Below are 20229 nucleotides of genomic sequence, written 5' to 3'. Positions count from 1 at the left end.
CCCTTGATCGCCTACATTTCCTAGGGTTATAGTAGGGTTATGCCCGCGCTGCTGACCACCCGACGTGCCCTCGACCAGGGCCGTACGTCCAGCGCGCTCTGTCGCCGCTGAGCCCCACCGGCTCGCTTCGCACACGTCGCCTCGTCGTGCCTCCGCGCACGGCCGACTCCTTAAGGCCCCTCACGCCATGACTCAGCACGACCCTGTCCAGAAAGCCCGCGCCGACCTGACCGCCGGCATCAACAAGCTCTTCGCCGCCTCGGCCATGTCGGCCAGCGGACACGGCAACATCAGCGTCCGGATCCCCGGCCACGACGACCGCCTGCTCGTCAACGCCGGGGAACTGCTGCGCCCGTGGCCCGCCGACGACCTGCGGGTCGCGGCGCCCGCGCTGCGCACCGTCAACGACGACGTCGTCGTGGTCGGCCTCGACGGCACCGTCCACGAAGGGACGCCCAGCCCGTCGGTGGCCGCGATCCTGAAGATGCACATCGGCGTCTACCAGGCCCGGCCCGACGTCAACGCCGTCATCCACACCCATTCGCCGTACGCCACCAGCTACGCCCTCGCCGGAGTGTCGCTGCCGGCCCGGTACGAGGCCCTGCTGGTGCACGGTCAGCCGGTCGACATCCCGGTCGCGCCGTGGGCGCCACGCGGCACCGAGGAGGCGGTGCGGTCGATCGCCGAGACGTTCGCAGCGCACCCCCGCACGTACGCGATCCTGCTCGGCAACCACGGCCTGCTCGTCGCCGGCGACTCCGCCCGGCACGCCGCGAGCCTCGTCGTGGCCATCGAGGAGGCGGCCGTCTCCAGCATCGGCGCCGAGCCGCTGGGCGGCCCGGCCCCGTTCCCCGACCACGTCCACGACCTCGACCTGCGCCTGCGTTTTGAGGAGAAGCCCGCATGACCACCAGGAGCCGCCGCATCGCCGGCGCCCTCACCGCTGTCCTGCTCACCACGTCGCTCGCCGCGTGCGGCGAGGGCGACGAGCCCGCCGCGGCGAGCGCCGACGGCCTCACCACCGTCCGGCTCGCCTCGGCGCCGCTGGGCCACCTCGCGCCCATCTACCTCGCCCAGGAGCGGGGCATCTTCGCCAGGCACGGCCTCAAGGTCGAGGTCGACACCGAGGCGTCCGACCTGACCTCTGTGCCGGCCGTGCTGGCCGGCAAGGTCGACTTCGCCACCGGCGACCTCACCACGCTGATCGTCGCCCGGTCCAAGGGCCTGGACGTCAAGGCCGTGGTGCCGGCCTCCGCGTCCACCGGCAAGGCCGGCGCCGACTACGGCGCCCTGGTGGTCAAGGGCGACTCCGGCATCACCAGCGCGAAGCAGCTCGAAGGCAGGACCGTCTCGGTCAACATCCTCACCAACATCGCCGCGGCGGCGGCCCGCGAGGCGGTCCGCGCCGACGGCGGTGACCCGGCGAAGGTCAAGCTGGTCGAGATCCCGTTCCCGCAGGCGCCGGCGGCGGTCGGCACGGGCCGGGTGGACGGCGCCTGGGTCGTCGAGCCGTTCCTGTCGGCGGCCAAGGCGCAGGGCGCGGTGCCGGTCGGCTGGGGCTTCACCGACCTGGCCCCCGACCTCACGGTCTCCGCGTGGTACGCGGCCGGCTCGTACGCCTCGAAGAACGCGAAGACCGTCACGGCGTTCCGGGACGCGGTACGGGAGGCGTACGCGTACGCCCGCGACCACGAGGACGAGGTGCGCGCGAAGATCCCCACGTTCACCGAGATCAAGCCGGAGGTGGCCGCGAAGATCACCCTGACCGGTCTGCGTGACGAGGTCAGCCGTCAGGCCGCCGAGAAGCTCGCCGGCTACGCCCAGCGCGACGGGCTCATCACCACCACACCCGACCTCGACGAACTGATCCTCAAGTGAGCAGGAGGTGGCTCGGCGCCGTGGGCCTGGCGGGCGCGGCCGCGGCGTACGAGATCCTCGCCCGCCTGTTCTTCGACCCCGAGCACGTGCCGCCGCTGAGCGCTGTGGTACCCGAGGCGCTGCGCCTGCTCACCGAGGAGCGGTTCTGGACGGCGACCGGTCGTACGCTGGCGGCGGTGGCGGTCGGCCTGGTCATCGCGCTGGCCGCCGGCATCCTGGCCGGGTTCGCGCTGGGCTCGGTGCCGCAGGTGCGCCGGGCCACCTCCTCCACTCTCGACTTCCTGCGGCCGGTCCCGTCGATCGTGCTGATCCCGGTGCTGGTGCTCGTGCTCGACGTCCGGCAGATCACGGTGCTGCTGGTCGCCGTGTCCTGCTTCTGGATCGTCGTGTTCCAGGTGCTCTACGGTCTGCGCGACGTCGACCGGGTGGCGGTGGAGACCGCCCGCGCGTTCCGGCTCGGCCGGCTGGCCCGGATCGTGCACGTCACCTGGCCGACGGTGCTGCCGTACCTCGGCACGGCGCTGCGCCTGATCGTCTCGGTCGCGCTGGCGCTGGCCCTGACCGGCGGACTGGTGATGGGCGCCGCCGGGCTCGGCGAGATGATCTGGAGCAGCCAGGAGTCCGGCGAGTCCACCGGCATGTACGCGCTGGTGCTGCTCACCGGCGGGCTCGGCATCGGCCTCGACCAGCTCGCCCGGCTGGCCGAGCGGCGGCTGCTGCACTGGCACGTGGCGACCCGCCGGGAGGCCGTCGCATGAGGGCCCTCGGTTACGCGCTCGGCCTGCCCGCGGCGCTCGTGGCCGCCTGGTGGGTGGCCAGCGACGGCAGCACCAACGTGTTCCTGCCGCCGCTGCGCACGATCGTCGAGGCGTTCGGGGACGTGTGGTTCTCCGACACGTTCGTCAGCGACGTGGTGCCCAGCCTGTGGCGTCTCGCCGCCGGTTACGCGATCGCGCTCGCCGCCGGTGTCGTACTCGGCTTCGTGATCGGGCGGTGGGCGGCGCCGCGCGCGCTGACCGGCCCGCTGCTGGCGTACTTCCGGGTGCTGCCCGCCCCGGTGCTGATCCCGGTGCTGCTGGTGGCGGTCGGCATCGGCGACGCGACCAAACTGGTCGTCATCACGGTGGGCGCGGTCTGGCCGATCCTGCTCAACACCGCCGACGGCGTCCGCGCCGCCGACGAGGTGGGGCTGGAGACCGCCGCGGCGTACCGGCTGCCGCGCCGCACCCGGCACCTGCTCGTGCTGCGCGGCGCGAGCCCGCAGATCTTCGCCGGCGCCCGTCAGGCCCTCGGCCTGTCGATCATCCTGATGGTGGTCAGCGAGATGCTGATGAGCACCGACGGGCTCGGCTTCACAGTGGTGCAGTTCCAGCGCAGTTTCGCCATCCCGCAGATGTGGAGCGGGGTGCTGCTGATCGGCCTGCTCGGGTTCGGGCTCGCCAAACTCTTCGAACTCGTCGAGCGGCGCGCGTTGCGCTGGCATCGCGGCCACACCGGACAACTCACGGAGCCACAATGACCTCCCTGCTCGAGATCGCCGGGGTCGGCAAGACCTACCGGGCCCGGGAACGCACCGTCGAGGTGCTGACCGCGATCGACCTGACCGTGTCCGAGGGCGAGTTCGTCGCGCTCGTCGGCCCGTCCGGCTGCGGCAAGACCACCCTGCTCAAGATCGTCGCCGGGCTGCTGCCGGCCACCGCCGGGCAGGTCCGGTTCGCCGGCCGTCCGGTCACCGAACCGCCGCCCGGCCTCGGCGTCGTCTTCCAGGAGTACGGCCGCAGCCTGTACGCCTGGAAGACGGTCCGGCAGAACGTCGAGCTGCCGCTGCGGCACCTGGACCTGAGCCGGGCGCGGCGGCGGGAACTCGTCGCCGACGCGCTCGACGCGGTCGGCCTCGGCGCGGCCGGCGGCGCGTACCCCTGGCAGCTCTCCGGCGGCATGCAGCAGCGCGTCGCGATCGCCCGCGCGGTCGCCTACCGGCCCCGGCTGCTGCTGATGGACGAGCCGTTCTCCGCCGTCGACGCGCAGACCCGCGCCGACCTGGAGGACCTGGTGGCCGCGCTGTGGAAGCGCTACGGCATGACCATCGTCTTCGTCACCCACGACATCGACGAGGCGGTCTACCTCAGTCAGCGCGTCGTGGTGCTCGGCGCCGGCGTCTGCGGCGTCCAGGCCGACATCCCGGTCGACCTGCCCGCCGACCGGGAACAGATCGGCACCCGTTCCTCCGCCCGCTTCGGCGAGCTGCGCACCCGAGTGTGGACGCAGGTCCGCCGTACCCCCGACGGCGAGCCGCACGCTCGCCGCACACCCGAGAGCGAGATGGCATGAGCAACGCCCGATGGACCGACACCGGCGGCGGCGAGGGCCCGCTCTGGTCCTTCCGGGTCGGTGAGGTCGAGGTCTTCCCGATCCGCGAGGTCGACTACTTCGTGGACCCGGCCGAGTTCTTCCCGCAGATGGAGACCGAGTCGTGGACCGACGGCGCGTTCTACACCCGGGAACCGTTCACCCACGACGGCCGGATCCTGCTCAACCAGGAGGCCCACCTGCTGCGTACGCCGGACCGGCTGATCCTGGTCGACGCGGGCGGCGGCAACGGCAAGCCGCGCAACGGCGGCGTGTTCGACCGGGCGGACCGGCCGTTCCTGGAACAGTTCGCCCGCGCCGGGGTGTCGCTCGGCGACATCGACACCGTCGTCTTCACCCACCTGCACGTCGACCACGTCGGGTTCGCGACCAGCGCGGACGGCCGCGGCGGCTGGGAGCCGACGTTCCCGAACGCCCGGTACCTGGTGGTCCGGGAGGAGTTCGACTGGTGGACCGGCCCGGACGGCGCGCGGGCCATGCAGCGTACCGGCGACTACATCGCCGACAGCATCCTGCCGCTGCGCGACGCCGGGGTGCTCGACCTGATCGAGGCCGACCACGTCCTGTCCCCGCAGGTGCACCTGGTGCCGGCGTTCGGCCACACGCCGGGCAACGTCTACCTGGTCGTCGAGTCGGCCGGGGAGCGGGCGCTGTTCGCCGGCGACATGCTGCACCACGGCGTCCAGCTGGAACGGCCGGAGTGGAGCATCCGTTACTGCGTGGTGCCGGGCGACTCCGCCGACCAGCGCCGCCGGCTGCTCGAACGAGCGGCCGACTCGGGTGACCTGCTCGTGCCGGCGCACTTCCCGTTCCCCGCGGCCGGGTACGTGCGCCGGGCCGAGCGCGGCTTCACCTACACGTTCCTCGACGTCTGATGTTCATCGCGGACTTCCACACCCACCACGCCTGTCCGGACTATCCCGCGGTGCTGCCGCACAACGCCACCGGTGTGCTCGCCGCCCGCTGGGCCGACACCGCGCGGCGGGTCGCCGACCTCGACGGCCTGCTCGCCGAGTCCGGCCGGCACGGCGTGGACCTGCGTGTCCTCAGCGCCCCGCCGGCGATGGTCACACCGCACGGCGAACGGACCCGGCCGGACGACCAGCGGCGGCTCAACGACCATCTGGCCACAGTGGTCGCCGCGCACCCGGGCCGCCTCGCCGGGCTCGCCACGATCGACGCGTTCGGCGGCGACGCGGCCGCCGGGGAGGTGGTCCGGGCCGTCCGCGAGCTGGGCCTGCCGGGCGTGGTGGTCGACTGTGCCGCCGCGGACGGGCGGCTGCTCGGCGACCCGGCCGCCCGTGCCACCCTGTCCGCCGCGGCCGAGCTGGGCGTGCCGGTCTTCGCGCATCCGATCAGCAGGTCCACGCTGACCGCCGAGTTCGCTCACCTGGGCCGGCTCGGCACGTCGCTGGCCCGCGGCACGGTCAACGCCGCCGCGCTGCTGTCCCTGCTCACCGGCGGCGTCCTGGCCGCGCTGCCGGGCATGCACGTGGTCTTCCCGATGCTCGGGATGGCCGGCCTGGCGCTCGCCGCCGCCACCGACGAGGGCGCGTTGCTCACCGCGCCGGACCGGCGCGCCCACGTGTACGCCGACACGATGGGCTTCGCGCCGTCGGCGATCCGCTTCGCCACCGACCTGCTCGGCGCCGACCACGTGGTCGTCGGCGGGGACTGGCCGGTCGCCGAACGGGAAACCACAAGGGAGCGGGTCGAGGCGGCGCTGCTCGGCGCGGGCCTCGACCCCGACGACCGGGCCCGGGTGGCCGGCGGCAACACGCTGCGGTTGCTGGGCCGCGGCTGAGCCCCGGCGCCGGGCTGCGGCGGGCCGCCCGGGGCGTCAGGCCGGCGCCGAGCCGGTCACCGCCGCGGCCAGCGGCGCCGCGCCGAACGACACCGCGAACCGCTTGCACCAGATGGACACGCTGCGCAGCCCGTCCAGGTCCACCGACGCCGGGATATCGTACGCCTGGTCGCCGATGTTACCCTTGAGGCGGCCCAGTTCCACCCAGCGGCCGTCGTCGAACACCTGCCAGCCGGCGCGGCCGGGCAGCACCTTCCGATCGGTGAGCCACACCCGCAGGTCGGGACCGTCCGACGTGTTCAGACCCCGCAGCAGCAACTGGCGGCGGCCGTCGGCGAGACGGACCAGCTGCGCCCGGCCGGACGTGTCGTGCTCGTGGGTGACGAAGTCACCGGCGGCGAGGACCACGTCGGCGGGCGGCCCGCCGGTCGCCGGCGGGGCGCTCGGGCCGGCCGTCGGCGGCTCGGTCACCGACGGCAGCGCCTCGCGCACCTCGCGGTCGGTCACCAGCCGCCACGGCTGGAACAGGTACAGGCTCACCCCGAGACCGGCGACGGCCACGACGGCGAGCACCGACAACACCACACGTCTTCTGCCCATGCCGTGAACCGTAGGGCCGGACGCGGCCGGCGGATCTTTCCGTCCGCTTACGGCCCGATCGCGGGCCGCCGCACCGGGACGCCGGTGGGTAGCGTCAGGCCCATGGAGCGCTACGTGCTCGTCGTCGACGACGACCGGACGGTGAGCGACGTCGTCCGGCGCTATCTCGAACAGGACGGCTACCGGGTCCGGCTGTCCTTCGACGGTGCGGACGCGCTCGTCGCGGCCGGGGAGCAGCCGCCCGACCTCGTGGTCCTCGACCTGATGATGCCGGGCCTCGACGGCATCGAGGTGTGCCGGCGGCTGCGTCGCCGGCTGCCGGAGCTGCCCGTCGTCATGCTCACCGCGCTCGGCGACGAGGCCGACCGGGTCGCCGGGCTGGAGGTCGGCGCGGACGACTACGTGACGAAGCCGTTCTCCCCACGGGAACTGGTGCTGCGCATCCGGTCGGTGCTGCGCCGCACGGCCCGCGACGACCGGGGACCGGCCGGGGTGCTGCGCGACGGCGACCTGACCGTCGACGCGGACCGGCGGGTCGCCGAGCGCGGCGGGGACCCGCTGGCGCTGACCGTGCGGGAGTTCGACCTGCTCGCGTTCCTGCTGGCGAACCCGGGGCGCGCGTGGTCCCGGGCCGAACTGCTGGACCGCGTGTGGGGCTGGCGCTTCGGCGACCAGTCGACGGTCACCGTCCACGTCCGGCGGCTGCGGGAGAAGATCGAGGACCGTCCCGCGCAGCCGAGCCGCATCGTCACCGTCTGGGGCGTCGGCTACCGCTACGAGCCGCAGGAGTCCGCGTGAACGAGCTGCTGGTCATCGGGCTCTACGCCCTGCTGGCCGGCGCGGTCGTCGGCGTGCTCGGCGTGGGCGCGCTGCGGCTGGTGCGCCGCCGGTCGATCCTCGCGCACATCGCGGTGCTGCTCGCGGTCACGATCGCCTCGGTGACGGCCGGCGTCACCGCCGTCGCCCAGGCCATGTTCCTGTCCGCGCACGACCTCCAGGTCGTCCTCGTGACGGTCGCGGCGTCCGCGGCGCTCAGCCTCGGCGTCGGCGTGGCGTTCGCCCGCCGGCTGGCGAAGGCGGCCGTCTGGGCCGACCAGGCCCGCCAGCGGGAACGGCAGTTGGAGGCCGGCCGCCGCGAGCTGGTCGCCTGGGTCTCCCACGACCTGCGGACGCCGCTCGCCGGCCTGCGGGCGATGGCGGAGGCGCTGGAGGACCGGGTGGTCGACGACCCGGCCACGGTGGCCGAGTACCACCACCGGATCCGGGTCGAGGCCGACCGGATGACGCGCCTGGTCGACGACCTGTTCGAGCTGTCCCGGATCAACGCCGGCGCGCTGCGGCCCGCGCTGTCCGCGGTGCCGCTCGGCGACGTCGTCTCCGACGCAATCGCCGCCACCGCGCCGCTGGCCGCCGACCGGGGGGTGCGCGTGCTCGCCCCGGAGGCCGGCTGGCCCACGGTCCGGGCCGCCGAGGCCGAACTCGCCCGCGTCGTGACGAACCTGCTCGTCAACTCGGTGCGGTACACGCCGCCGGACGGCACGGTGCGCGTCGACGCCGGCCACGACGACGGCGACGTGTGGTTCGCCGTCTCCGACACCTGCGGCGGCATCCCCGAAGCGGACCTGCCCCGGGTGTTCGACGTGGCGTTCCGGGGGACACGGGCCCGCACGCCCGCCGGCACCGACCAGCCCGCGCCGGCCGGTGGCGGGCTGGGCCTGGCCATCGTGCGCGGCCTGGTCGAGGCGCACGGCGGGCGGGTGCACGCGCACAACGTCACCGGCGGGTGCCGGTTTGTCGTGCGCCTCCCGCCCGCCTGACCACCCGCCGCGCCGGGTCAGGCGGCGTCCGGGGGACCGGTCTCGACCAGGCGCCCGTCGGCGAGGCGCAGCCAGCGGTCGATCCCGACCGCGGCGAGGAACCGCTCGTCGTGGCTGACCACGAGCAGCGCGCCCCGGTACGCGTCGAGCGCGCTCTCCAACTGCGCGACGCTCACCAGGTCGAGGTTGTTCGTCGGCTCGTCGAGCAGCAGGAGCTGCGGCGCCGGTTCGGCGCCCAGGACGCAGGCCAGGGTCGCCCGCAGCCGCTCGCCGCCGGACAGCACCCCGGCCGGCAGGTGCGCCCGCGGGCCGCGGAACAGGAAGCGGGCCAGCAGGTTCATCCGCTGCGCGTCCGGGGCCTGCGGCGCGAACGCGGCCAGGTTCTCCGCCACCGTACGGTCGGAGTCCAGCAGGTCCAGGCGCTGCGACAGGTACGCGATACGGCCGTCGGCCCGGGTGATCCGGCCCTGCTCGGGTTGCAGGTCGCCGCTGATCAGGCGCAGCAGCGTGGACTTGCCCGCGCCGTTGCCGCCGAGCAGGGCGATCCGCTCCGGTCCCCGGATCGTCAGGTCGACGCCACCGGCGGCGAACAGCGGCCGGTCGCCGTACCGGATCTGGGCTCCTTCGGCGGTGAGCAGCGTGCGCCCGGCCGGCACCTCGGTGGCGGGCAGCTCCACCGAGATCTTCCGCTCGTTGCGCAGCGCCCGCTCGGCCTCGTCGAGCCGGGCCCGGGCGTCGTCGACCCGCCCGGAGTGCATCTCGTTCGCCTTGCCCGCGGACACCTGCGCGTCCCGCTTCATGCCGCCGGCGACGATCCTCGGCAGGCCCGCGTTCTTCAGGTTGCGGGCGGCGTTGCCGGCCCGCCGGGCCGCCCGCTCGCGGGCCTCCTGCAACTCCCGTTTCTCCCGCTTGAGGTCCTGCTCGGCGTTGCGGACGTTCTTCTCCGCCACCTCCCGCGCGGCGCGCACCGCCTCCTCGTACGCGGTGAAGTTGCCGCCGTAGAAGCGCAGCTCACCGCGATCGAGTTCGGCGATGCGGTCCATCCGGTCCAGCAGCGCCCGGTCGTGGCTGACCAGCAGCAGGCAGCCGTGCCACTGCTCCAGCACGTCGTAGAGCCGGTGCCGGGCGCCCAGGTCGAGGTTGTTCGTGGGCTCGTCCAGCAGCAGCACGTCGGGCTGCTTGAGCAGCTGCGCCGCCAGGCCGAGCGAGACGACCTGCCCGCCGCTGAGGGTGTCCAGGCGCCGGTCCAGGGCGAGGTCGCCGAGGCCGAGCCGGTCCAGCTCGGCGCGGGTGCGCTCCTCGATGTCCCAGTCGCTGCCGATGGTCGTGAAGTGCCGCTCGTCGGCGTCCCCGGCCTCGATGGCGTGCAGCGCGGCGATCAGCGGGGCGATCTCCAGCACCTCCGCCACGGTCAGATCGCCGGACAGCGGCAGGCTCTGCGGGAGATAGCCCGGCACACCGTGCACGGTGACCGACCCGGCGGCGGGCCGTAGCTCACCGGCGATCAGCTTGAGCAGCGTGCTCTTGCCGGCGCCGTTCGGCGCGACCAGGCCGGTCCGGCCCGCGCCGAGGGTGAAGGAGAGGTTCTGGAAGACCGGGGTGTCGTCCGGCCAGGAGAAGGTCAGGTTCGAGCAGACGACGAAGGAATCGGACATCAGGAAGACGACCTCGAAGATGAGGGCGGGCGGACCTCAGCCGCCCGGCGGGGGACACGGTCTCGGGGTACGACGACACGACCACGGCGCCTGCCTGCGGTCGGTCACATGTCCGGTCTCACCCGGAGATGTCGTCGTCACCCGCCATGTCTGGTCTCCCTGCCTGCCTGATCGCCACTGGATCACTCCGGTCCACCGTAACACCGGCGGTGGTCGCCAGGTGGTCCTGGAGACGGGCGTGCCGGAACTGGTGGACCGGCCCCACCGTACGCGGCACCGACCGGCGGTGCGCGTAGGAAGCCGCCGACGATGCCACAGGCGATGCCACCTTCCGAGCCCTATGCTCCTGGCCATGTCCCAGGTGACTGCGAGCCGCTGGTTCGGGCCGGCCGGATCCTCGACCGGCGACGCCCAGGTGTTCGTCTTCCCGTACGCCGGTGGCGTCGCCGCCTCCTTCGCGCAGTGGCGGGAACTGGCCGCGCCGGAGCTGTCGGTGCAGGTCGCGCTGATGCCGGGCCGGGGCGCCCGGCTGCACGAGCCACCGGTGGACGACCTCGCGGAGCTGGTGGACGCGCTGGCGACAGCCGTCGCCGAGCGGGCGTCCGGGCCGTTCCTGCTGTTCGGCCACAGCCTGGGGGCGCTGGTGGCGTTCGAGGTGACCCGGGAGCTGCGCCGCCGGGGCGCGCCCGCACCGCTGGCGTTGCTGGTCGGCGGCGCGGAGGCGCCGGGGACCCGGCTGGTACGGCGGCGCGTCCACGACCTGGACGACGCCGGTCTCATCGACGCGCTGCGCGACTTCGGGGCCACGCCGGCCGCGCTGCTGGCCGACCGCGACCTGATGGAGCTGATCCTGCCCGGGGTGCGGGCCGACTTCGCGCTGTCCGAGCGGTACGCCTATCGCCAGGGGCCGCCGCTGGAGGTGCCGGTGCACGTGCTGCTCGGCGACGGGGACGAGCACGTGGACCCGGACCGGGCCGCGGGGTGGGCCCGGGAATGTGTCACCGAGCCGCGATGGCACGTGTTTCCCGGCGGGCATTTCTTCCTTACCGACCATCTGCCGGAAATCATCGACCTAATGCGACACATCGTCGCCAGTCACACCCCTGTGGCGGAATAAGCGACAAAGAGCAGGTAAGGACTCGTACCCGCGCCGGACCTTCCACAATGTCCGGTATTCGACCTGGTGAATGGCCGAGAAGCGGTGTTAAAGTTCGCCATCCGTTCGCCGAAGGGACGTCGCTGACGAGGCGGCATACTGTCGCGTGCGCCGAGGTGCTCATGAGCCGGCCGTACCTTCCGTCCCTGGTCCTGCGCGATTACCTGCACACCGTGGCGACCCTCCACCCGCAACTGCGCGAGCTGCTCGACTTCGGCCGTCCGGGCGCGGACGCGGCCCTCGCGGAACTGGCCGGCACGGTCAGCGAGTTCGACACCGACGCCACCGGCCGGGGCGATTCCTATCGCCGGGCTCAGCGGGACACGCTCGTCCGCTGGACCGGTATGCGGCGGCTGCTGGACCTCGCCACGCCGGACGCCGCCGCCCCGGTCACGCTGATCCTCGACGTGCTCGGCGGCGACGGCACGGTGGCCCGCGCCGCGAGCAGCCAGTCGGCCTGCTTCGAGTCCAAACTCGCATTCATCACCGGCGACCTGTCCGGCCACATGGTCGACAAGGCGCTCGCCCACGGCCTGCCCGCCGTCCGCCAGGCCGCGCACTTCCTGTTCCTGCGCGACGCCGGCGTGGACGCGGTGCTGCTGGCGTACGGCACGCACCACATCCCGGCGGCCCGGCGGCCGCAGGCGGTGGCGGAGGCGGCCCGGGTGGTCCGGCCCGGCGGCCGGATCGTGCTGCACGACTTCGACGAGTCCAGCCCGATGGCCGGGTTCTTCGGCGAGGTGGTGCACCCGCACGCCGCCGGCGGCCACGACTACCGGCACTTCAGCCGCGCCGAGCTGACCGGCCTGTTCACCACGGCCGGGCTGTCGGTACGCGTCGTCGACCTGTACGACCCACTGATCGTGCGCGCCGACAGCGCCGAGTCCGCGTCCGCCGGCATGCGCGACTACGTCGGCGACATGTACGGCGTGCGCGACTACTTCGCGACGCTCACCGACGACGAGGTGTGGCAGCTGCTGACACGCCACTTCGACCACACCCGCTACCTGGCCGGGATCGGCCGCGACGACGTGCCGGCCCGTCCGCTGGTCCACCGGGCCGACGGGCAGTTCGTCGCCGAGGTGCCCCGGATGGCGATCGTCGCGGTGGCGACGAGGCCGCAGGCAGCGCCGTGACCGGCCCGCGCTACCTGACCGACCTGGTGCACCGGCCCGCCGGAGCCGACGGCGACCGGCCCGCGATCGTCGGCCCGGACGGCGAGCTGAGCTACACCGCGCTGTGGGAGCGGGCCGGCGCGACGGCCGAACTGCTGCGCCGCGCCCGCGTGCGGCCGGGTGACCTGGTGGGTCTGTACCTGCACCGGTCCGTCGACTACGTGACGTCGTTGCTGGCGACGCTCGCGGTGGGCGCGGTGGCGGTCCCGATCGACCCCGAGTTGCCCTCCGGCCGGGCCGAGCAGATGCTCGCCGCGGCCGCGCCCCGGCTCGTCCTGTACGCCGACCGTCCGCCCGCCGTCGCCGCGCCCGCGTCCACCATGTGGCGGGACGTGCGTACCGCGCGGGCCGGGTCGACGGCCGACCTGACCGATCGCACCGGCTGGCTGCCGCCGGGTGAGCACGCCGCGCTCGTGCTGTTCACCTCCGGCTCCACCGGCCGGCCGAAGGGCGTGGTGCTGCACCACGCCGGGCTGGTCAACCGGCTGGCCTGGGGTCACGAGTGGTTCGGCTTCGGCGCCGACGACCGGGTGCTGCACAAGGCGTCGATCGGGTTCGACGCGTCGGTGCACGAGATCCTCTCCCCGCTGATCGCGGGCGGCACCGTGGTCGTCGCCGGGCCGGGCCTGCAGTTCGACAGCCTGGGGTTGGTCCGGCTGATCCGGCGGGAGGCGGTCACCACCGCGCACTTCGTACCGACCATGTTGCGGCACGTGCTCGACGAGCCGGAGTTCGCCGGCTGCCGCACGCTGCGGCGGGTGCTGTGCGGCGGCGAGGCGCTGGACATGCGGCTGGTCCGGCGGTTGCGCGAGGTGCTGCCGTGCGGGCTGTTCAACGGGTACGGCCCGAGCGAGACGTCGATCAATGTGTCCTACTGGGACTGCGCCGAGCCGTACGCGGGCAGCATCGCCCCGATCGGCCGGATCATCGACGGCGTCACCGCCCACGTGCTCGACGACGACCTGCGCCCGGTGCCCGAGGGCGGGACCGGCGAGCTGTGGATCGGCGGGGTCGCGGTCGGGCTGGGCTACCTGCGCGACGACGAGCGGACGGCGGAACGTTTCCGCCCCGACCCGGCGCGGCCGGGCGCGCGGCTCTACCGCACCGGCGACCTGGTGCGGATCGCGCCGCAGGGCTTCCTGGAGTTCCGCGGCCGGGCCGACGACCAGGTCAAGATCCGGGGGGTCCGGGTGGAGCCGGGCGAGGTGGCAGCCGTGCTGCGCGAGCATCCCGCCGTGCACGACGCGGTGGTGGTGACAGTCCCGGACACCGACGACGGCCCCCGCCTGGTCGGGTACGTGGTGCCGCAGCCCCGGCAGGCCCCGGCGGTCGGCGGGCTGCCGCGCTTCCCGCTTCCGAACGGCATGGCGGTCACCGCGGCGTCGCCGGACGAGGCGGTCTTCCTCTACCGGCAGATCTTCGACCAGGCCGAGTACGCCCGCTTCGGCGTCCGCGTCGGCGACGGCGCCGTGGTCGTCGACGTCGGCGCCAACATCGGGCTGTTCTCGCTCTGGGCGTCCCGGCAGGCGCGCGACGTGCGACTGGTGGCGGTCGAACCGAACCCGGACACCCTGCCGTACCTGCGCGCCAACCTCGGCCTCTACGCCGGGTCCGCGTCGATCGTCGAGGCCGCCGTGACCGACGCGGTGGGCACCGCCGAGCTGACCTCGTTCCCCGAGCTGAGCTACCTGTCCGGCCTCGGCGCCGACCGGGCCGGCGCCGCCTCCGACCTGGTCCGGTCGCACTACCGCAACGGTGGCGGCGACGCCGACGAGACCGAACAGGCGGCGCTCCTCGCGGACGCCCGCCGCCGCCTCGCCCCGGTGGCGCACGTGGTGCCGACGGTGACGCTGTCGGACCTGCTGGACCGCCTCGGGCTGGACCGCGTCGACCTGCTGAAGATCAACACCGAGGGCGCCGAGCTGAGCGTGCTGCGCGGGCTGCGCCCCGAGCACTGGCCCCGCATCCGCCAGGTCTGCCTGGAGGTCGAGCGCAGCAGCGTGACCACGCCACGGGTGCGCGAGCTGCTGTGCGCTGCCGGGTTCGAGGTGCACGACATCGGCGACTGGAACGTCGGCGCGGACGCCGACGTCAGCTACGTCTACGCCGTACGGCCGCAGGACCCGCCACCCGCGGCGACCCCCCGGGACGAGCCCGCCGACCACCTGCTGACCACCGGGCTGCTCCAGGGCTACCTGGCCTCGGCGCTGCCGCCCGCGATGCGCCCGGACCAGATCGTCCTGGTCGACCGGCTGCCCCGCCTGCCCAACGGCAAGGTCGCGCGGCTGGAGCTGCCACCACCACCGCCCCGGCCTGCCGGGCCTGCTACGGAACCCGGCGGCGGCGCCCTCACCGACCGGCTGCGCGAGGCGTGGCGGGCCACGCTCGGCGTCGACGCGGTGCACGACGACGACACGTTCGTCGCGCTCGGCGGGCACTCGCTGACCGCGCTGCGGATGGCGCTGCGGGTACGGGAGATGGCCGGGCTGGAGGTGTCCCCGGCGAGCTGCCTGCGCGCCGGGTCGTTCGCCGACTGGGTCGACCGGGTCACGGAGGCGGGACGCGATGTCAGCCCGGTCCGCTGACGCGCCGCATGTCGTCGTGGTGGGCGCCGGCCGGCTGGCCCGCTCGCTGTGCCACGCCCTGGCCGCGACGCCCACCCCGGCGCCGCTGCGCGTGACGGTCCTGGCCCGCGACCCGGACGCGGCGCTCGCGCTCGCCCGCGCCGCGCGGGTGCGCGCCACAGTCGCCGGAACCCCCGTCGCCGTCACCGCCCGGCCGTTCACCGCCGAACCCGGCGCCGAGCCGGGGGAGGGGTACGCCGCCGACGCCGCCTCGATGGCCCGGCTCCGGCCCGACGTGCTGGTCTGCGCCGCGTCCGCGCAGTCGCCGTACGAGCGGGCGGCGGCGCCGTCGGCCTGGACGGACCTGATCGCCGCGGCCGGCTTCGGCGTGACGCTGGCATTGCAGGCCGAGCTGGTGTCCCGGCTGGCCGCCGCGCTGGCCGGCGGCGCGCCCGGCGCGACGCTGGTCAACGGCGCGTTCCCGGACGCGGTCAACCCGCTGCTCGCCGCACGGGACCTGCCGGTGCGCTGCGGCATCGGCAACGTGGCGACGCTCGCCGCGTGCCTGGACGCCGCGCTCGGCCGTCCCGGCCAGCGCCGGCTGGCGGTGCTCGGCCACCACGCCCACCTCGCCGCGCCCGGCCCGGACGACGAGGACACCGCCGAGGTACGCGCCTGGCTGGACGGCCGACCCGTCCCAGACGTCACCGGGCTGCTCGCCGGCTACCGCGCGCTGCCCCGGCCGGAGCTGAACGCGCTCGCCGGGCACGCCGGGGCCGCCCTGGTGGCGGCGCTCGCCACCGGCGACGAGGTGACGGCGAGCCTGCCCGGGCCACTGGGACTGCCGGGCGGCTACCCGGTCCGGCTCACCGGCGGCCGGACCGAGCTGCGGCTGCCGGCCGAGCTGCCGGTGGCGCAGGCGGTCGCCTGGAACACCGCCGCCGGGCGCCGCGACGGCGTCGAGGTCGGCGGCGGCCACGTCCGCTATCCGGAGCGCGCCCGGGCGGCGCTGGCGTCGTACCGGCCGGACCTGGCCGGCGGCTGGCACGCGAGCGAGCTGCCCGAGATCGCCTGCCGGTTCACCGCCCTGCGTGACCATCTGCGAACGGTGCCGCCGGCGCCGGCCCGGAGTGTGTTGGAGGAAGCCCGATGACCGTGACCACCCCGGCCAGCCGCAACATGATCACCGACTACTACGACGTCATCGCCTCGGCGGTGCGCCGGTGCGGCGCGGTCCCCGGCGACGCGCCCGGCACTCCCGGCTTCGCGCCCGGCTTCGACCTGCCCGAGCTGACCCCCGAGGTACGCGGGTTCTACGCCGCCGCCACGGTCAGCTGGTCCCCGCTGGGCCACTACGGCGGGCACGACCTGACGATGCTCGACCTGACCGCCAACCCGGGCACCCGGACCACGAAGACGTTCGCCTCGATGGTGATCGTCGCCCGCGCGGTGGAGCACATCCGGCGTACCGGCGAGCGGCTGTGCATCGTGACCCCGACCTCCGGCAACAAGGGCGTCGCGCTGCGCGACTCGGTGGCCCGCGCGTACGCGGCCGGGCTGGTGACCCCGGAGCAGCTGTCCATCGTGGTGCTGGCGCCGGCGGCGACCCGGCACAAGTTCCGCCACGACGCGCTCGCCGACGATCCCGCGACACGTGCGGTGAACCCGCTGCTGCGATACACCGGCGCGGACCCGGAAGGCGTGAAGGCGCTCGGCCGCGCGTTCGTCGACGAGTACGCGGCCACCGCGTACGACAAGCACGGCGTCACCCTCTGGTACACGCTCGACCTGCGAAACTACCTGGTCGCCGACGCCGCCCGGGCCGCCTTCGAAGCCGACGTGTCGCCCGCCACCGGTTCCCGCTGGCACGCGCACGCCGTGTCCAGCGCGTTCGGCCTGCTCGGCTACAACCTGGGCCGCGACGTACTGGAGGCGGCCGGCGACGCCGACCCGGCCGACCGGCCCGGTTTCCTGCTCGTGCAGCACCTCGGCACGCCGGACATGGTGCTCAGCCTGCGCCACGGCTCGTTCGAGCGGGACCACTGCCCGGCGTACACGCTCGACGAGAGCCGGGGCGTCTGGACGCAGGACGCCGACCTGCGCTTCCCGGCCGTCACCGACGACCCGGCCGAGGTGCTCGACCCGACGTTCTACACCCACCGCCCGGTGACCTCCACGGCCATGAACGCGCTCGTGCGGCAGCACGGCGGCGACGGCATCGTGGTGTCGCGGCGCGAGTGTGTGCGGCGCTATCCGGTCGCCCGGCAGTGGCTCGCCGACGCCGGCCTGACGCTGCCGGAGGACCCGGCCCGGCTGCGGGAGTGGTCGATCCTGATGGCGCTGACCGGCGTCTGCAACGCCGTCGACCGGGGCCTGGTGCCGGCCGGGCACGAGATCGTGGTGCACGGCACCGGCAGCTACTGCGACGACTTCCGGATCGCCGAGGCCGACGCCGAGGTGTCCACGCTCGCCGACGTGGTCGCCGCCGTCCTGGACCAGCGGTGAGCCCGTCTCCGCAGCCGCTCGGCCTGCCGGAGCGGCTCGCCGCCGGGGCGCGCGCCGCGGGCGTCGACCCGGCCGCCGTCGTCCTCACCGCCACCGCCCTGCTGGTACGGCGGTACACCGGAGCCCCCGCGGTGACGCTGCGGCACGGCGACGACCCGGTGACGCTCGACCTGACCGCCGACGCGCCGATCCGGGAGTTGTGCCGGTCGCTGTGCCCGGCGCCGCCGGACCACCCGGTCGACGCCACCGTCGAGGTGAGCGCCGACCTGGCCGGCGTCACCGTGTCCGGGCTGCCCGCCGCGTACGCCGACGACCTCCGCGCCGACCTGGCCGACGTCCTGTCCACGCTGGACCCGGACGCCTCGTCGGCGGGGTTGCTGCCGTCGGCTCGCTACGAGCGGCGTCGGGCGCCGGACCTGTGGCGGCTGCACGGTGGCGACGGCACCGAGGCCGATCGGGTCCGCGGCGACACCGTCCCGGCCGCCTTCGCCGCGGCGGTGCGGGCGTACCCGGAAAGGCCGGCGGTGCTCGCCGACGACGCGACGGTGACCTACCGGGAACTCGGCGCGGCAGTCGCCGCGACCGCCGAAGCGCTGGCCGGGCCGGGTGACGTCACGGCGCCGGTGGCGGTGCTGTGCCGCCACGGCGTCGCCACGATCACCGGCATCCTGGCGGCGCTGGCGTCGGGGTCGCCGTACGTGCCGCTCGACCCGGCGTACCCGGCGGCCCGGCTGGCCGCGATGCTGCGCGACGCAGGCGTCCGGGCGATCGTCGCGGACCCCGGCCACCGGGAGCGGGCCGCCGCGCTCGCGGCCGACGCCGGGCTGGAGCTGCCTGTCGTGTCGTTGCGTCGGGGCGATCCCGGCGTGCCGGTGCCGGCCGGGCCCGCGCGCCCGGACGACCCGGCGTACGTGCTCTACACCTCCGGGTCCACCGGGAAGCCGAAGGGCGTGGTGCAGAGCCACCGCAACGTGCTGTTCGGCGTCCGCAACCACGTGCGCAACTTCGCCATGCGGCCGGACGACCGCACGAGCGTGCTCACCTCGTTCGGCTACGACATGGCGGTCACCGACACGTTCGGCGCGCTGCTGTCCGGCGCCGCCGCCGTCCCGGTCGACGTCCGCACGCACGGCCTCGGCCACCTCACCGGTGCGCTCGCCGACCGGGGCGTCACCGTCTACCACTCCACCCCGACCGTCTTCCGGTACGTGGTGGCGAGCCTCGGCGAGCACGGGCGGCTGCCGTCGGTCCGCGCGGTCGTGCTCGGCGGCGAGGAGGTCACCCGGCACGACGTGGCGCTGGCCCGGCGGGCGTTCGCGCCGGGTGTGGTGTTCGTCAACGGGTACGGCACCACCGAGATCAGCTTCGCCGCGCAGCACCACCTGCCGCCGGACGCCGACCCGGGGCGGGCAGTCGTGCCGATCGGGCACCCGCTGCCGGGCGTCGAGGTGGTGCTGACCGACCCGGCCGGACGCCCGGCCTGCCTCACCGGCGAGGTGGTCGTGCGGACCCCGTACGTCGCGCTCGGATATCTGGGCCTGCCGGAGCTGACCGCGGCCCGGTTCACCGAGCACGACGGGGTGCGCGCGTACCGGACCGGTGACGTCGCGCGGCGGCTGCCCGACGGCATGCTCGTCTACCTGGGCCGCGGCGACCGGATGGTGAAGATCCGCGGCTACCGGGTGGAGCTGGGCGAGATCGAGGCGTGCCTGGCGGCGCTGCCGGGGGTGGCCCACGCGGCGGTGGTGGCGCGGCGCGGCGCGTCCGGCGCGGGCGAGCAGGAGGTCGTCGCGTACGTGGTCGGTGCCGCCAGGACGGTCGTCGAGCCGCTGGCGCTGCGGGAACGGCTGGCCGCCGTGCTGCCGGACTTCATGGTGCCCCGGACGGTGGTGGCGGTGCCGGAGCTGCCGATCGGCCCGACCGGCAAGCTCGACCAGGCCGCCCTGCCCGACCCGGACGCCGGCCGCCAGGACGCCGCAGGGCCGCACGCGGGGCAGCCGGCCTCCGGCCGCCCGGATGCCGGGGGACCGCCGGCCGGGCCGGTCGAGCAGACCATCGCGGCGGGCTGGTGCACGGTGCTCGGACTACCCACGGTGGACCGCCTGGTGAACTTCTTCGAGGCGGGCGGGCACTCGCTCCAGCTCGCCCTGGTGCAGGGGTACCTGGAGGAACACCTCGGCCGCCGGGTGCCGCTGGCCCGGCTGGTGGAGTTCCCGACCGTGGCGGCGCTGGCCGCCCACCTGGAGTCGGCCGGGGACGCTTCGGGCGTACCGGAGGACGGCCGGCTGACCGCGGTCGGACGCCGGATGGCCCGCCGCGCCGCCGCGCGGGCCGCCGGCGGCGGGGAGGGAAGGGCGTGAGCGAGGACGACCGGATCGCGGTGGTGGGCCTGTCCTGCCGGGTCCCCGGCGCGGACGACGCGCCGGCGCTGTGGCGCAACCTGCTGTCCGGGGTGGACTCGGTGCGCCGGACCCCGGCCGGCGAGGGCGCGCCGGGCGGACCGGGCTGGGTACCGGCGTTCGGCCGGCTCGACGACCTGGAGGGTTTCGACGCGGACCTGTTCGGCTATCCCGCCGTGGCGGCGGCGCTGCTCGACCCGCAGCACCGGCTGTTCCTGGAGGTCGCCTGGCACGCCCTCGAGGACGCCGGGATCGATCCGGATCGGGACCCGGCCCAGATCGGCGTGTTCGCCGGCTGCGCGCCCA

At 74.7% G+C, this 20229-nt stretch carries 18 protein-coding genes (1 of these 18 only partly in view); 16 read left to right on the top strand and 2 right to left on the bottom strand.

The window, feature by feature from the left end; translation table 11 throughout:
* The first annotated feature begins 187 nt into the window (after nt 1–187).
* The 7 genes from ACSDG8_RS04285 to ACSDG8_RS04255 are packed head-to-tail and all read left to right on the top strand — an operon-like array spanning nt 188 to nt 6052.
* Nucleotides 188–907: a class II aldolase/adducin family protein gene (locus tag ACSDG8_RS04285; RefSeq protein WP_210890967.1), complete on the top strand. Its 720-nt coding sequence runs from the start codon at nt 188–190 to the stop codon at nt 905–907.
* Entirely contained in the window at nt 904–1878 is a 975-nt protein-coding gene (locus tag ACSDG8_RS04280) for an ABC transporter substrate-binding protein (RefSeq protein ID WP_210890969.1), read from the top strand. The genes ACSDG8_RS04285 and ACSDG8_RS04280 overlap by 4 nt, the downstream gene beginning before the upstream one ends.
* Nucleotides 1875–2636 carry an ABC transporter permease gene (locus ACSDG8_RS04275; RefSeq protein ID WP_210890971.1) on the top strand — a complete coding sequence of 254 codons (762 nt, stop codon included), beginning with the start codon at nt 1875–1877 and terminating at the stop codon, nt 2634–2636. The genes ACSDG8_RS04280 and ACSDG8_RS04275 overlap by 4 nt, the downstream gene beginning before the upstream one ends.
* Nucleotides 2633–3397, top strand: coding sequence for an ABC transporter permease (locus ACSDG8_RS04270; RefSeq protein WP_439427670.1), 765 nt, complete (start codon nt 2633–2635; stop codon nt 3395–3397). Before ACSDG8_RS04275 ends, ACSDG8_RS04270 begins: the two co-directional genes overlap by 4 nt.
* Entirely contained in the window at nt 3394–4209 is an 816-nt protein-coding gene (locus tag ACSDG8_RS04265; RefSeq protein ID WP_210942704.1) for an ABC transporter ATP-binding protein, read from the top strand. Before ACSDG8_RS04270 ends, ACSDG8_RS04265 begins: the two co-directional genes overlap by 4 nt.
* On the top strand, nt 4206–5123 hold the full coding sequence (locus ACSDG8_RS04260) for an MBL fold metallo-hydrolase (protein ID WP_210942703.1): 918 nt from the start codon (nt 4206–4208) through the stop codon (nt 5121–5123). The genes ACSDG8_RS04265 and ACSDG8_RS04260 overlap by 4 nt, the downstream gene beginning before the upstream one ends.
* Nucleotides 5123–6052: an amidohydrolase family protein gene (locus ACSDG8_RS04255; protein ID WP_210942702.1), complete on the top strand. Its 930-nt coding sequence runs from the start codon at nt 5123–5125 to the stop codon at nt 6050–6052. The genes ACSDG8_RS04260 and ACSDG8_RS04255 overlap by 1 nt, the downstream gene beginning before the upstream one ends.
* A gap of 36 nt (nt 6053–6088) precedes the next feature.
* On the opposite strand, the gene ACSDG8_RS04250 is transcribed toward ACSDG8_RS04255, so the two are convergent.
* Nucleotides 6089–6652 (bottom strand): DM13 domain-containing protein, encoded by a 564-nt coding sequence (locus tag ACSDG8_RS04250; RefSeq protein ID WP_210942701.1) that lies wholly within the window; start codon nt 6650–6652, stop codon nt 6089–6091.
* A gap of 102 nt (nt 6653–6754) precedes the next feature.
* On the opposite strand from ACSDG8_RS04250, the gene ACSDG8_RS04245 reads away from it, so the two are divergent.
* Nucleotides 6755–7450: a response regulator transcription factor gene (locus ACSDG8_RS04245; protein WP_210942700.1), complete on the top strand. Its 696-nt coding sequence runs from the start codon at nt 6755–6757 to the stop codon at nt 7448–7450.
* Nucleotides 7447–8469, top strand: a complete 1023-nt coding sequence (locus tag ACSDG8_RS04240) for a sensor histidine kinase (RefSeq protein ID WP_210942699.1) — start codon at nt 7447–7449, stop codon at nt 8467–8469. The genes ACSDG8_RS04245 and ACSDG8_RS04240 overlap by 4 nt, the downstream gene beginning before the upstream one ends.
* A gap of 17 nt (nt 8470–8486) precedes the next feature.
* Here ACSDG8_RS04240 and abc-f read toward each other — a convergent pair whose 3' ends face one another.
* Nucleotides 8487–10124, bottom strand: a complete 1638-nt coding sequence (gene abc-f, locus ACSDG8_RS04235) for a ribosomal protection-like ABC-F family protein (RefSeq protein ID WP_439427669.1) — start codon at nt 10122–10124, stop codon at nt 8487–8489.
* Between the two features lie 352 nt (nt 10125–10476).
* Between abc-f and ACSDG8_RS04230 the strand changes: the two genes are divergently transcribed.
* The 7 genes from ACSDG8_RS04230 to ACSDG8_RS04200 all read left to right on the top strand — a co-directional run.
* Complete coding sequence (locus tag ACSDG8_RS04230) at nt 10477–11241, top strand: thioesterase II family protein (protein ID WP_247688123.1); 765 nt, start codon at nt 10477–10479, stop codon at nt 11239–11241.
* A gap of 161 nt (nt 11242–11402) precedes the next feature.
* Nucleotides 11403–12416: a class I SAM-dependent methyltransferase gene (locus ACSDG8_RS04225; protein WP_210942696.1), complete on the top strand. Its 1014-nt coding sequence runs from the start codon at nt 11403–11405 to the stop codon at nt 12414–12416.
* Entirely contained in the window at nt 12413–15040 is a 2628-nt protein-coding gene (locus ACSDG8_RS04220) for an amino acid adenylation domain-containing protein (protein WP_210942695.1), read from the top strand. Before ACSDG8_RS04225 ends, ACSDG8_RS04220 begins: the two co-directional genes overlap by 4 nt.
* Nucleotides 15021–16172, top strand: a complete 1152-nt coding sequence (locus tag ACSDG8_RS04215; protein ID WP_210942694.1) for a potassium transporter TrkA — start codon at nt 15021–15023, stop codon at nt 16170–16172. The genes ACSDG8_RS04220 and ACSDG8_RS04215 overlap by 20 nt, the downstream gene beginning before the upstream one ends.
* Complete coding sequence (locus tag ACSDG8_RS04210; protein WP_210890996.1) at nt 16169–17524, top strand: DUF6002 family protein; 1356 nt, start codon at nt 16169–16171, stop codon at nt 17522–17524. The genes ACSDG8_RS04215 and ACSDG8_RS04210 overlap by 4 nt, the downstream gene beginning before the upstream one ends.
* The gene (locus ACSDG8_RS04205) at nt 17521–19884 is read left to right on the top strand and encodes a non-ribosomal peptide synthetase (protein ID WP_210890998.1); all 2364 of its coding nucleotides are present in this window, start codon (nt 17521–17523) and stop codon (nt 19882–19884) included. The genes ACSDG8_RS04210 and ACSDG8_RS04205 overlap by 4 nt, the downstream gene beginning before the upstream one ends.
* A protein-coding gene (locus ACSDG8_RS04200; RefSeq protein WP_210891000.1) for a beta-ketoacyl synthase N-terminal-like domain-containing protein crosses the window boundary here: on the top strand, nt 19881–20229 show its start. Its footprint extends 1301 nt past the window's final position; 349 of the gene's 1650 nt are visible here — the first part of the coding sequence; it begins with the start codon at nt 19881–19883; the stop codon falls past the right edge of the window. The genes ACSDG8_RS04205 and ACSDG8_RS04200 overlap by 4 nt, the downstream gene beginning before the upstream one ends.

Origin of the sequence: Micromonospora sp. LA-10 (assembly GCF_051853095.1) — a bacterium.
Taxonomy (GTDB): Bacteria; Actinomycetota; Actinomycetes; order Mycobacteriales; family Micromonosporaceae; genus Micromonospora; species Micromonospora echinospora_A.
This window is presented reverse-complemented; position numbering and strand designations above follow the sequence as displayed.